This is a genomic window from Mesobacillus sp. LC4 (assembly GCF_053543455.1).
Window position 1 is genome coordinate 1 of the sequence record NZ_JBGCUB010000001.1, and the last position, 13099, is coordinate 13099.

Genomic DNA, 13099 nt, shown 5'->3' on the forward strand with positions numbered 1-13099 from the left:
TCCCCTTCCAGAACATCAAAAACATATAAGCTGTTTAACTTGTTTTTCATAAGGAATGAATTTACACAGAATAATGGGCTTGACTCTTGAAATGAAGAAAAGCTGTCCGAAGACAGACCAAGTTCAGACAGCTTTCACAGGAAATGAGGAAAAGCTGTCCGAAGACAGTCCAAGTTCAGACAGCTTTCGCAGGAAATGATGGAAAGCTGTCCGAAGACAGCCCAAGTTCAGACAGCTTTCACAGGAAATGACGAAAAGCTGTCCGAAGACAGACCAAGTTCAGACAGCTTTCACAGGAAATGCGGAAAAGCAGTCTGAATTCAGCCCAAGTGCGTCAGCCCATGCCGCTAATCTCCTTCGAAAATGGTTCAGACAAACCTTAAACGAAATCCTTTTATCGTGTGATCTCCATTCGTTTTCAGCAATCATATTATTGTATTCTCTTCAACTGGGCACGTATAATAGGAGGACAGGTTATTTCAAAACATTGAGGTGGAGAATGAAATATATTTTTTTGTTTTTAGTTATTGTTCCGGCTGCTGAGATTGGCGTCCTACTTCTTTCAGGTCAAACAATCGGCATTTGGCCGACCATCCTGATCATCATCCTCACGGGTTTCCTAGGAGCTTTTTTGGCGAAACAGCAGGGGTTGGAAACGATAAGAAGAACTCAGGATCAATTAAGAAGAGGCATGATGCCTGGGGATGTTATCCTTGATGGAGTGAGCATTCTCGTTGGTGGTACCCTTCTGCTCACACCTGGTTTCATTACGGACATTCTTGGTTTTTTACTACTGGCACCACCGACCAGGAAGTTTTTCAAAGCACTAATGATGAAATTATTCCGTAACTGGATTGATAAAGGTACGATCAAAGTTATTCGTTAACATAGCCGACTACATCGTATGGGGTTTAGTTCGAGAATGAAAAATAGCATGTTTAAGAAGCAGTCCAACTAGTAGCTTAAATTGGACTGCTTCTTTTTGTTGATATAGATATGTTCATGGTTAACTTTCATCTAAATCCCCCCTTCTCTATAAAGGGGATGACAGAGCATTATTGAGCTAATTGGTGTAAAGATAGCGATACAAGTTAGTTATTTAAATAAAATGGATAATTGGCTATTTATTTTAAAATCAAATAGAGTTGATCCAACTATGAATAAATAAGGAAGCTATTAAATTTTGGTGGATACAGGGTGTACATTTACAAAGTAATGGGGGAGGATTTTACATAAAAACAGAACATCAGTATTTTGAAGAGGGAAAATCAATACAAACATATATGAATGAAATGGCCACATTAAAAGAGGAGAGTTTCGGCGTTAATGAACAAATCCATCTCCCTGCAGATGGATTTACCGAAAAGTTAAAGCAAAACCATCTTCATTTCCTAGCGATTACAGAAGATTGGTGTGGAGATGCCATGATGATTAATCCCGTTACTCGCAAATTATGCTGAAGCTGCCGATATTGAAATGCGCGTCGCATTACGAGATGCAGATAAAGACTTGATTGATCGTTATTAAACAAACGGTGGACGTGCAATTCCAATAATTCTAATTTTTAATAGTCAAGAACATGTACTCGGAAAGTGGGGGCCCGTGCACCAAAAGTTCAGCAAATAGTTGATGAAGTTCGTGCAACATTACCAACGAAAAAGGATGCCTCCTTTGCAGAGAAACAAAAAGAAGTCTTTCATTCTTTAACAAATATGGCTACTGAGGATCAAGTTCTTTGGTCATATGTTTATGATAGTTTTAAGCAGACAATATTAACAGTTTTGAAGCAGATATAGACATCAACTTCATCAATGATCGTTGTTGAATTTCTAAATATAGCTTTTATTAAGGGGGATTATTTTTAAAGATAAGCAAGGGCTTCATTAAAGAGTTAAGTGGATAGAGAGTAGACTGCCAGTGTGGAGTCTACCCTATTTTTTGAACTAGGATGAAGCTAAAGGGGGGAGTAATACCTTTAGCATCTTTAAGTGCATTCCACATAGAAAAAAATAAACAAAAATAAAACATGAGCCATTGATATTTGGTTTTTTCAATAGCAGTTAAAATATCTCCATGAAAACTAAACATAATCGCCAAGTTAAAGTTCGATTTAATATTTACAATAATATCCAATATTATAAAGGTAATTCCTTTTAGATATTTTCCTTTTAAGAGTTGAGCAAATCCTGGCAGTGCAATTGACCATAGTAAATTTTCAATCTGATTGTTGTTCATTCTTTAAGCATCAACTTTCTTTTAAATTATAAAAGTTATGCACATCAACCTTTTGCTAACTTTTTATGATTTGGGATTTGCGGAGGTTGTTCTAACCATGAATTTTTAATCATTATATCCGTACCGTTTTTCGCAAATTGAGCAACTTCAGTTGTTAAGCGGACATAAGAAGTTGCAATATCTGTTCTTAAGGAGGCTGCTGAAGCAGTTGCATAATTGGATATACTTGAAGCAATGATTAAAGATGTGTGAAACATAATCAATTTATCTGAAAATGGGGTTACTGTTGAATCGGTTATTTCCAAGTCCCAAGGCATTGGGGAGGGCAAGTCATCATCCGTTAACATAGTTGTAAAAATTTGCACATGCTTTGTTGCAATTTCCTTTCCTTGAAGACAATAATTCCGAACTTTTTTTGACTTTGCAACCTGAGCGAATCCCGCCATAAGAGCTTTACCTAGGGTATTCGTTTCAACGTTCGCTTCTATATGAGTAATTTCTATAACATTTAAGGGTCTATTGTTGTTAGCCATATTTAGGAATCCACCTAAATAACTCTTTTCGCCAACAAACTCCACATGATCGGGTGTTGTCACATAAGGAGGTCTTACAAATAATCCCTCTGATAATAATGTTTCTGCTGTTTTATTATATAAATCAGTTGAAGTTTGTATTGCTTGACTTAGAAATGCACGGACATCCGAGTGGGCACTAGTTGCTAAAGCTACACCGTAAATGGATAAACCAACTTTAGACATGTTTTTAATGTAATATAGATAGAAAGAATCTGAAAACAATCGTGGAGCACTTGGGCTTACATCCTCATCCGTAAATCCAATTGGCATCGGTTGGTTATCATTATGCAGTATTTCTTTACTAAGATGTAAATTTTTTATTGATATATCGAGTGCAAGTTGTAATACTGACTTTACTCCAGGATCATCAACATTTGCTAGAAAATACTTTAAAATACAAATTGAAAAACTGTTGTTTTGATAGCTGCTCCAAACCACTGATATTTCAGAAGATGTTAACCTTAGATTTCTTTCTTCTCGCATTTTTAGTAATCCTCCATATGTATTGTCATTAAGTAATATCCACTTGGCTAGGGAATTTATTCATTTTAGTAAAAGAGGGTAAATTGTAATTATTTATGTGTGATTCTTTGGAATAACCTTAAGAAAGGCGGAAAAACAAGATGCTATCTCTTGGCAGTACAATGATACTATACACTCAAAACAACATCTTTTTGCATTAAAATTGTGAAACCCTTCACTTAAAGTAAAGGGTGCTAATATAAAAGATAAAATGCTAGGAGCAGTTCAATGGTGAACTGCTCCTAGCATTTTTAAAGCTAATTTATAGCTATTTTTGAGTTGTATTCAGTTAATTTCATGACATGTCATACAGCCCTGCGATAATCTTACTTTATGATGAATTCGTCTTTTCCTTTTATGAATGACCAAATGTCCTGGAATACATTTGCGCGCTGCAGGGTATTGAAAATCACCAGGATGACTGGACCGACAATCAGTCCCAGGAAGCCGATGGTCTTGAAGCCGACGAACAGGGCTATCAAGGTTGCGAGAGGGTCAAGTCCGATGCTTGATGATAGGATTTTCGGCTCCATAATCTGTCTCTGGACCAATACAACGACATACAGGATACCTAAACCGATTGCCGTACTCATATCGCCGGCAATTGCTTCATAAATGATCCACGGGACGAAAACAGCACCCGTACCGAGATATGGAATGATATCCACTATGCCGGTAACCAGGGCAATCGTAATCGCATAATCGATGCGAAGGATCAATAAACCAATCAGGATGATCACGGTAGTGATTGAAACCAATGTTGCCTGCGCCCTGACAAACCCGAATAAGGCTTTTTTCAAATCATTAAAAACGGTTTTGCTGCTTGTCCTTGCCCGATTAGGCAAAAACTTAGTCCCCATAGCCGATAATCGATACCAGTCTTTACTGATAAAGAAAGTACCAAGCAACGAGAAAATGAGCACAGTTGCTGCGTTAGGGAACCAGGACAGTATGTTGGGAATCTTTTCGAAAAAATTCTTAATGAAATTTCCTGCTGTTGTCCCGATGGTTGCGCCTACATTTTGGATGTTATCCATAATCGTATCCTGCTGACCTGACTCAAGGCTTTGGAACATACCGGTAAGCTGGTTGTAAATGGGAATGAGCTGTGCTGCAAATAAATGTTCAATATAATCGATCAAGGTAATCAGATGTTCAGGGACTACCTTAGCAAGATATTCAGCGCCTGAAGCGATTTCGACCACAAGCAGTGTGATCAATCCCGCGAACACCAGCATGATCAGCAAAAGGGAAATCAATACTGCCAGGAACCTGGGCATTTTTGCACGCTCCTGGAAAAAGTTGACGAGCGGATTCATCATGAAAGCAATAAGAAAGCCGATGATGAATGGATAAGTTACCTTAGATACGAAAAAAAGTGCAAACGCTCCGGCCACAACTAGGCCGATTACAAATATGAAACGCAAAGTTCTATATAGGTATACGGGGTTCAAGCGGGTTCCTCCTTTTGGGATGCGGCAGCCAAAACTATTTGTACATCACAACATTGAAGCCTGTCTTGAGAGTCTCTTAAAATATACGGCGTATCTTTTTAAAAGATTCGATTTAATTTTCGAAAATCCTTTAAAGCGGCCAAATACTTGTTGCAGTCTGTCTCTGGAGTCGGAAAGACCCTTCTCTTCTATTGAAATGGAAATACTATATAATGAATTTTACGGAAACCGTATTATATATAAGAACATTGGAATTAATACAAACATCTGATGCGTATAATCAGCAGGAGCAGTTCTCTAAATCCTACTTACTTGGTGTAATATTTTAAATTATGTTACAATAGTTTTAACCGTGGAAGGATGTCAAATTTATGCTAGAGCCTATGCTTTTTTTACTAACTTTATTGGCAATTGCTTTTCTGGCGAAAAACCAATCATTGATCATTGCGGTGCTAGTCTTGCTTGTAATGAAGATTGCTGGATTTGAAGCCAAGACATTTTCGCTGCTGCAGGGAAAGGGAATCAATTGGGGTGTAACCATTATTACCATTGCTGTCCTTGCACCAATCGCCAGCGGTGATATTGGTTTTAAAGATTTAGGTGGTGCTTTCAAGTCGGTTTATGCATGGATTGCCCTGATCTCCGGAATGGCGGTTGCTCTGCTGGCAAAAGGTGGAGTTACCTTGCTGGCTGAAGACCCCCATATTACAACAGCTCTCGTTCTGGGAACAATCTTGGCCGTATCATTATTCAAAGGCGTAGCAGTAGGCCCTTTGATTGGTGCCGGTATCGCATTTGCAGCTATGAAAATCTTTGAATTATTTAAATAGCCTTTTTGTAAAATAATATTTTATATTGATTTAAGTTGTTTTCATTCACAAATGTCAGATAATTGTTTATAATAGGACTTGTAACTGCTTCCATCCTTTTACATAGGCCTGGGGTGGAGTGAGTATTCACGGTTTTTTAATATTATAAAATGTAAGCATTTTCTTTTTGCCGGCTGCCTGAGCAAGCGCTCGATACCCATAGAAACATCAAAAGGGCATTTCGGCTGGAATCGGTCTGTCGTCGGCGAATGGTCCGGCTTTTCGTATAAAGTATCAGAAATTTCTATTTTCTGATAACGCTGTTTTCAACAGCAATCCAACATACAGACAAAATGGGATATGGGGAAATTAACTACAAAGGAGAGATTGAGTATGACAGTAACACGTGGTCTTGAAGGGGTAGTAGCAACAACATCTTCTATCAGCTCTATTATCGATGACACGCTGACTTATGTTGGCTATGACATCGACGATCTAGCTGAAAATGCTAGTTTCGAAGAAGTGATTTACTTATTATGGCACCGCAAGCTTCCGACAGCAGCAGAATTGGACGAATTGAAGAAGCAGCTTGCAGAGAATGCGGCATTGCCGAAAGAAGTATTGGAACATTTCAAAATGTACCCGATTGATAAAGTCCATCCGATGGCTGCGGTTCGCTCAGCTGTATCTCTTTTAGGTTTATATGATGATGAAGCGGATGTAATGGAAAAAGAATCGAATTACCGTAAAGCGATCCGCCTGCAGGCTAAGATGCCGGCTATCGTTACGGCCTTTGCTAGAGTAAGAAAGGGTCTTGAGCCTATCGCGCCTAGAGAAGACCTCAACTTCGCGGCTAACTTCCTATACATGCTGACTGGCGACGAGCCCGAAGAAGTTGCAGTAGAAGCAATGAATAAAGCATTGGTCCTTCATGCTGATCATGAGCTTAACGCTTCAACATTCACTGCCCGTGTCTGTGTTGCGACACTTTCTGATGTGTATTCAGGTGTCACAGCTGCAATCGGTGCTTTAAAAGGACCTCTTCACGGAGGAGCAAATGAAGCAGTTATGAAAATGCTCACAGAAATCGGCACTCTTGAAAATGTAGAGCCGGCAATCCGTCAAAAGCTTGCGAATAAGGAAAAGATCATGGGCTTTGGACACCGTGTATACCGCCAGGGAGATCCTCGTGCGAAGCATTTGAGAGAAATGTCGAAGAGGCTCACTGAACTGACAGGCGAACCTCACTGGTATGAAATGTCAACAAAGATCGAGGAAATCGTGACTGGCGAGAAGAACCTTCCGCCGAATGTTGACTTCTACTCTGCATCTGTATATCACAGCCTTGGAATCGACCATGATTTGTTCACGCCGATTTTTGCTGTAAGCCGAGTATCTGGATGGCTTGCACATATCCTTGAACAGTATGACAACAACCGTCTGATTCGCCCTCGTGCTGATTATACGGGTCCTGGCAAACAGGAATATGTTGCCATTGAAATGAGATAATTTTAAGAGATAGAGGAGCAATATTTTACTTTTCAGTGAAAAATTGCTGTAATAGGAGAGTAAGGAAGTTAAGCACCCTTTTCAGCACCTTTATAGGTGAAAGGGTGCCTGGCTTCCGAGTGCAAGGTTAGTGGCAACCAGGCCTGCTGACCTTTGATTAAATGTCTGGCTCACATGATTTTGGAGGGAGAGAATAATATGCAAGGTGAAAAAATCACAGTAAAAGATGGAGTTCTAAACGTACCAAACAATCCAATCGTTCCTTTTATCGAAGGTGACGGTACAGGTCCTGACATCTGGGCAGCTTCTGTCCGCGTTCTTGATGCAGCAGTTGAAAAAGCATACAAGGGTGAGAAAAAGATTGTCTGGAAAGAAGTATTAGCTGGAGAAAAGGCGTTCAACCAGACTGGTGAATGGCTGCCAAGCGAAACTTTAGAGTTGATCAACGAATACTTAATCGCGATCAAAGGTCCTTTAACAACACCAATCGGTGGCGGAATCCGTTCTCTTAACGTTGCATTGCGCCAGGAATTGGATCTATTCGTGTGCCTGCGTCCTGTTCGCTGGTTCGAAGGTGTTCCTTCACCTGTAAAACGTCCACAGGACACTGACATGGTTATTTTCCGTGAAAACACTGAAGATATCTATGCTGGTATCGAGTATGCAAGCGGATCTGGCGAAGTCAAGAAGCTTCTTGCATTCCTACAAAATGAAATGGGCGTAAATAAAATCCGCTTCCCTGAAACTTCAGGTCTCGGAATCAAGCCTGTTTCCAAAGAAGGAACAGAGCGCCTTGTACGTTCAGCGATCAATTACGCCATCACTGAAGGCCGTAAGTCAGTAACGCTTGTACATAAAGGCAATATCATGAAGTTCACAGAAGGCGCATTCAAAAACTGGGGCTATGAACTTGCTGAGAAGGAATTCGGCGACAAGGTCTTCACATGGGCTCAGTATGACAAGATCAAGGATGAACAAGGAACTGATGCAGCGAACAAAGCTCAGTCTGACGCTGAGGCTGCTGGCAAGATCATCGTTAAAGATGCGATTGCGGATATCTTCCTACAGCAAATCCTTACACGTCCGAAAGAGTTTGACGTTGTTGCAACAATGAACCTTAACGGTGACTACATTTCTGATGCACTTGCAGCACAGGTTGGCGGTATTGGTATCGCTCCTGGAGCAAACATCAACTACGAAACTGGCCATGCTATTTTCGAAGCTACTCACGGAACTGCTCCGAAATATGCTGGATTGGATAAGGTTAACCCTTCATCTGTCATCCTTTCAGGCGTCCTGATGCTTGAACACCTTGGCTGGACTGAAGCTGCGAACCTGATCGTTAAATCAATGGAAAAATCAATCGCTTCAAAGGTTGTAACATATGACTTTGCTCGTTTGATGGATGGCGCTACAGAAGTGAAGACTTCTGAGTTCGGCGATGTACTGATCAAGAACATGGGCTAAAAGTGTGCTGAAGGCTATCCTTTTTAAGGATAGCCTTTACATAAATAACATATATTTTTAAAAAATATATTCGTTCTGAGGAGGAAGCCTTATGTCATTAAAACGCAAAAAGATTTCCGTCATTGGTGGAGGATTCACAGGAGCAACAACAGCATTCTTGTTAGCACAGAAGGAACTTGGGGATGTAGTGTTAGTCGATATCCCGCAAATGGAAAACCCTACAAAGGGGAAGGCGCTTGATATGCTTGAAGCAAGCCCGGTCCAGGGGTTTGACGCAAACATTACCGGTACTTCCAGCTATGAAGATACGAAAGACTCAGATATCGTTGTTGTAACAGCTGGTATTGCGCGCAAACCTGGCATGAGCCGAGATGACCTTGTTCAGACGAATCAAAAAATCATGAAAAGTGTAGCCCAGGAAATCGCCAAGCACTCTCCAGATAGTTTTATCGTTGTATTGACAAATCCGGTCGATGCAATGACTTATACTATTTTCAAAGAGTCCGGCTTTCCTAAAAATCGCGTAATCGGCCAATCGGGCGTATTGGATACGGCTCGTTTCCGAACCTTCGTAGCTCAGGAATTAAACCTGTCTGTTAAAGATGTTACAGGTTTCGTTCTTGGAGGACACGGCGATGACATGGTTCCACTTGTGCGTTATTCATATGCAGGAGGCATTCCTCTTGAAACGCTTATTCCGAAAGATCGCCTTGATGCCATTGTAGAGCGGACGCGCAAAGGCGGAGGCGAAATCGTCAACCTACTTGGGAATGGCAGCGCTTACTATGCGCCGGCAGCTTCCCTTGTTGAAATGTGTGAAGCGATTCTCAAAGATCAACGACGTGTATTGCCTTCTATTGCATATCTAGAAGGAGAGTATGGTTACGAAGGAATTTACCTGGGAGTTCCAACCATCCTCGGCGCCGGCGGTATCGAGAAAGTAATCGAGCTTGAGTTGACTCCTGAAGAAAAAGCAGCACTTGATAAGTCTGCAGAAGCTGTCCGCAACGTTATGGCAGTTCTTGCTTAATCATTAACAGATTACTAGTAAAAGTAAAAAATCGGGGATATTCCCCGATTTTTTTACACAAGTTATTAAGTAGACGAATATGGGACAAGAAATGGGAATAACCTTCCTGAACTTCTATTGCAAAGGGGTAAATGCTATGCTGCTTGGAAGAAAACGTAAGCTTGGCAGGAAAATAGAAGAAATCACTGTCGGAGAAAAATTGACACTAACAGAAAAAATAGAAGATAAGGATCTCCTATTGTATTTGGGATTGACGAATGATGCCAATCCTTTATATATCCAGCATGATTATGCGTCGCAGACACCTTATGAAAAACCGATTGTTCCGGCAATCATGCTGAATGGAATCATCACTTCTGCTGTTTCCAAATACCTTCCGGGACCTGGAAGTCATATTCTAAGACAGGATATTGAGTATGTGAAGCCTGTTTACCATTACGGAACAGTCCAATTCTTTTTTGAAGTAACCGAAGTGATGAAAAGCAAGCATAACATTGAAATCACGGTTACAGGAAAGAATGAAGAAGAAGAGACAGTTGTAAAGGGACAGCTGCTCGTTTGTCCTCCATACCCAGTTCAGCGTATGGACGGTAAAGCATTAGAAAACTTTTAAACTAAAAGGGATGTACAATAATTGTGCATCCCTTTTAGTTTTATATTTGATTTTACAGGATGGGTTGATATTATAATGTAAATAGAGCTATTGGATGAAGGTTGTCTTCGTAAGACTGATGTTAAAATCCTAAAACCGATTTTAACGTGATGAAAAGCCAATTTGTAGGTCGGTATTAAGTTTGAGAGCTCCTTTCTCATAATAAGCTTTAATTTTGTTGAGAAACATTGGTTACTCAATCCAATTTTGTACTCAATAAGCAGCAAAGTTTGAGAAAAGAGCCTGGATAAAACAGGGGTAATAACTTTTTTTGGAGGCTCATATGGACAAGAAGGTTTTGGTTGTGGATGATGAACAATCAATTGTGACACTGCTGAAGTATAATCTCGAACAGGCTGGCTATTCTGTGGTAACTGGAATGGACGGTGAGGAGGGCATTCGTCTTGCTGGAGTGGAAAAGCCGGACTTGATGGTTCTGGACTTGATGCTTCCGAAGTTGGACGGAATGGAAGTTTGTAAGCAGCTAAGGCAGCAGAAAATCAATGTGCCGATTCTGATGCTTACCGCAAAGGATGATGAATTTGACAAAGTGCTAGGCCTAGAGCTTGGCGCGGATGATTATATGACGAAGCCGTTCAGTCCGCGTGAGGTTGTAGCAAGAGTAAAGGCTATCCTCAGAAGAACACAGACACAGCAAGAAGCAGTCGTGGAGAAGCCGGAGGATGAGGGCCAAATAAAAATTGGTGATGTGAGAATCATCCCTGATTTCTATGAGGCTTACTTTATGGAAGACTTGCTTGAATTGACTCCAAAGGAATTCGAATTGCTCCTGTACCTGGCAAAGAATAAGGGCAGGGTACTCACTCGTGACCAGTTGCTCAGCGCTGTTTGGAATTATGACTTTGCCGGGGATACAAGAATCGTAGACGTACATATTAGCCACTTACGGGAAAAAATCGAACAGAATACGAAAAAACCATCCTATATCAAAACAATAAGAGGCCTTGGATATAAGCTGGAGGAACCAAAGGGAGAATGACAAAGTACCGGACACGTCTCTTGTTTGCCCTCATTACCCTGATCATCATCGTATTGTTGGGCCTTGGCCTGCTTTTAGGGCAGTTATTCAAGAACTACTATATCAATTCTTTCAATGAACGGCTGAAGATTGAAATGAATCTTTTAACCTCCAATATTGAACAAAATGGAGGGCTCGCATCCCTCAACACTGAAGAAATCTTAAAGATGAGCAGAGTGCTAAACGCGAGAATCACCCTTGTTGATCTTGAGGGTGATATCCGGTATGACACGGGTGAACTATCAAGCACGAAAATCAGCAGGCACGGAGAAATCATTGGCGATATTGTAGAAAATCCTCCTGAAGAGGAGAGCGACCTGGAAGTTGGTGGAGGTTTCGATCTGCATTATTATTGGAATCCGCTGATAAAAGATGGTGAAAAAGAAGGCTATGTTTTCTTAACTACAAAGATCAATGAACTGCAGAAAGCTTATCGGCAAATCTGGTGGATTCTGACCGTTAGCCTTGGAATGGCATTGATTCTCATCATCCTGCTTGGAACAAGAATCACTAACCGCTATACGAAACCGATTGAATCGGCGACAAACGTCGCAATCGAGCTGGCTAAAGGGAATTACCGGGCCAGGACTTACGAAGATCATATTGATGAAACAGGAATGCTTAGTTCGTCAATCAACATCCTTGCCAGAAACCTTCAGGAACTGATGAAGCTGAAAGAGTCCCAGCAAGACAGATTGAGCACCCTGATTGAAAATATGGGCAGCGGCCTGATTCTGATTGACAGCAGGGGTTTTATTAACTTGATTAATAAGCCATATAAAGAAATTTTCAATGTTGAGGCTTCCGAATACTTATACAAACTTTATTATGAAGTAATCGACCATGAAGAAATTATCCAGATGGTAGAAGAAATCTTCATGACCGAGCAAAAAGTCCGGAAGCAGGTTGTTTTGCCAGTGGAAATTGAAAGACGCCATTTCGAAGTATATGGAGTACCGATTATTGGTACAAACAATGTCTGGAAGGGTATACTGCTCGTCTTCCATGACATCACCGAGCTGAAGAAACTGGAACAGATGAGGAAGGACTTCGTTGCAAATGTCTCGCATGAGCTTAAAACACCGATAACCTCGATAAAGGGGTTTTCGGAGACACTGCTGGATGGCGCTATGCATGACAAGGCTTCACTGGAAGCGTTCCTGGAAATCATTTTAAAGGAAAGCGACCGTCTCCAGGTACTGATCCAGGAACTGCTCGACCTTTCAAAGATTGAGCAGCACGGCTTCCGGCTGACAAGGGAAAGCGTGGATCTCGTTAAAGAGGCAAGTGAAGTCATTGAGATTTTACAACGAAAAGCTGCACAAAAGGATATCCTTCTGACTCTGAAACAGTCCACAAGTGAGGAGGCTGTTATTGAAGGGGATTCAGACAGGCTCAAACAAGTGCTGATCAATCTAGTGAGCAACGCCATCACTTATACACCGAATGGCGGCAGTGTGGATATTTTGTTAACTGTCCAGGAAGATTCCGTTATGCTTGTGGTGAGGGATTCTGGTATTGGCATTGAGAAGAGTGAAATACCGAGGATATTCGAGCGATTTTACCGGGTCGATAAGGCAAGGAGCCGTAATTCAGGAGGAACAGGACTGGGCCTTGCCATCGTCAAACACATAATTGAAGCGCATAAAGGACATATCGAAGTCGACAGCCAGATCGGAAAAGGGACAACCTTCACGATCAAGCTATTTAAAAAGCTGCCTCAGTAGACATAAAAGGTAAAATACAATTTGCAAGCCACTGAGCCCAATTCGAAACTGAATTGGGCTATTTCATTTTTTAAAAAAAG

11 protein-coding genes and 1 pseudogene are annotated in these 13099 nt (G+C 41.0%); 9 read left to right on the forward strand and 3 right to left on the reverse strand.

Annotation, left to right across the window (positions count from 1 at the left end; genetic code table 11):
• Positions 1-499 precede the first annotated feature (499 nt).
• Both AB5I83_RS00005 and AB5I83_RS00010 read left to right on the forward strand, forming a co-directional pair.
• A complete protein-coding gene (locus AB5I83_RS00005) occupies positions 500-886 on the forward strand; it encodes an FxsA family protein (protein ID WP_448972046.1) in 387 nt (128 codons plus the stop codon).
• Between the two features lie 346 nt (positions 887-1232).
• Positions 1233-1796, forward strand: a pseudogene (locus AB5I83_RS00010) (thioredoxin family protein).
• Between the two features lie 130 nt (positions 1797-1926).
• Here the strand turns inward: AB5I83_RS00010 and AB5I83_RS00015 are convergent.
• The 3 genes from AB5I83_RS00015 to ytvI form a co-directional block, all read right to left on the reverse strand.
• Positions 1927-2235 carry a hypothetical protein gene (locus AB5I83_RS00015; RefSeq protein WP_448972047.1) on the reverse strand — a complete coding sequence of 103 codons (309 nt, stop codon included), beginning with the start codon at positions 2233-2235 and terminating at the stop codon, positions 1927-1929.
• A 44-nt stretch (positions 2236-2279) separates the two neighbouring features.
• A complete protein-coding gene (locus tag AB5I83_RS00020; RefSeq protein WP_448972048.1) occupies positions 2280-3293 on the reverse strand; it encodes a DUF3231 family protein in 1014 nt (337 codons plus the stop codon).
• A 365-nt stretch (positions 3294-3658) separates the two neighbouring features.
• Positions 3659-4786 carry a sporulation integral membrane protein YtvI gene (gene ytvI, locus AB5I83_RS00025; protein WP_448972049.1) on the reverse strand — a complete coding sequence of 376 codons (1128 nt, stop codon included), beginning with the start codon at positions 4784-4786 and terminating at the stop codon, positions 3659-3661.
• Positions 4787-5157: 371 nt separating this feature from the next.
• Between ytvI and AB5I83_RS00030 the strand changes: the two genes are divergently transcribed.
• The 7 genes from AB5I83_RS00030 to pnpS all read left to right on the forward strand — a co-directional run bounded on the left by AB5I83_RS00030 (position 5158) and on the right by pnpS (position 13019).
• On the forward strand, positions 5158-5616 hold the full coding sequence (locus tag AB5I83_RS00030; protein WP_167832716.1) for a DUF441 domain-containing protein: 459 nt from the start codon (positions 5158-5160) through the stop codon (positions 5614-5616).
• A gap of 372 nt (positions 5617-5988) precedes the next feature.
• A complete protein-coding gene (gene citZ / locus AB5I83_RS00035; protein WP_448972050.1) occupies positions 5989-7104 on the forward strand; it encodes a citrate synthase in 1116 nt (371 codons plus the stop codon).
• A 198-nt stretch (positions 7105-7302) separates the two neighbouring features.
• Entirely contained in the window at positions 7303-8571 is a 1269-nt protein-coding gene (icd, locus tag AB5I83_RS00040) for an NADP-dependent isocitrate dehydrogenase (protein ID WP_448972051.1), read from the forward strand.
• A gap of 91 nt (positions 8572-8662) precedes the next feature.
• Positions 8663-9601, forward strand: coding sequence for a malate dehydrogenase (gene mdh, locus AB5I83_RS00045; RefSeq protein ID WP_226646424.1), 939 nt, complete (start codon positions 8663-8665; stop codon positions 9599-9601).
• A gap of 136 nt (positions 9602-9737) precedes the next feature.
• On the forward strand, positions 9738-10214 hold the full coding sequence (locus AB5I83_RS00050) for a MaoC/PaaZ C-terminal domain-containing protein (protein ID WP_448972052.1): 477 nt from the start codon (positions 9738-9740) through the stop codon (positions 10212-10214).
• A 322-nt stretch (positions 10215-10536) separates the two neighbouring features.
• Entirely contained in the window at positions 10537-11253 is a 717-nt protein-coding gene (locus AB5I83_RS00055) for a response regulator transcription factor (protein WP_167832721.1), read from the forward strand.
• Positions 11250-13019: a two-component system histidine kinase PnpS gene (pnpS, locus tag AB5I83_RS00060; RefSeq protein ID WP_448972053.1), complete on the forward strand. Its 1770-nt coding sequence runs from the start codon at positions 11250-11252 to the stop codon at positions 13017-13019. The genes AB5I83_RS00055 and pnpS overlap by 4 nt, the downstream gene beginning before the upstream one ends.
• Positions 13020-13099 lie beyond the last annotated feature (80 nt).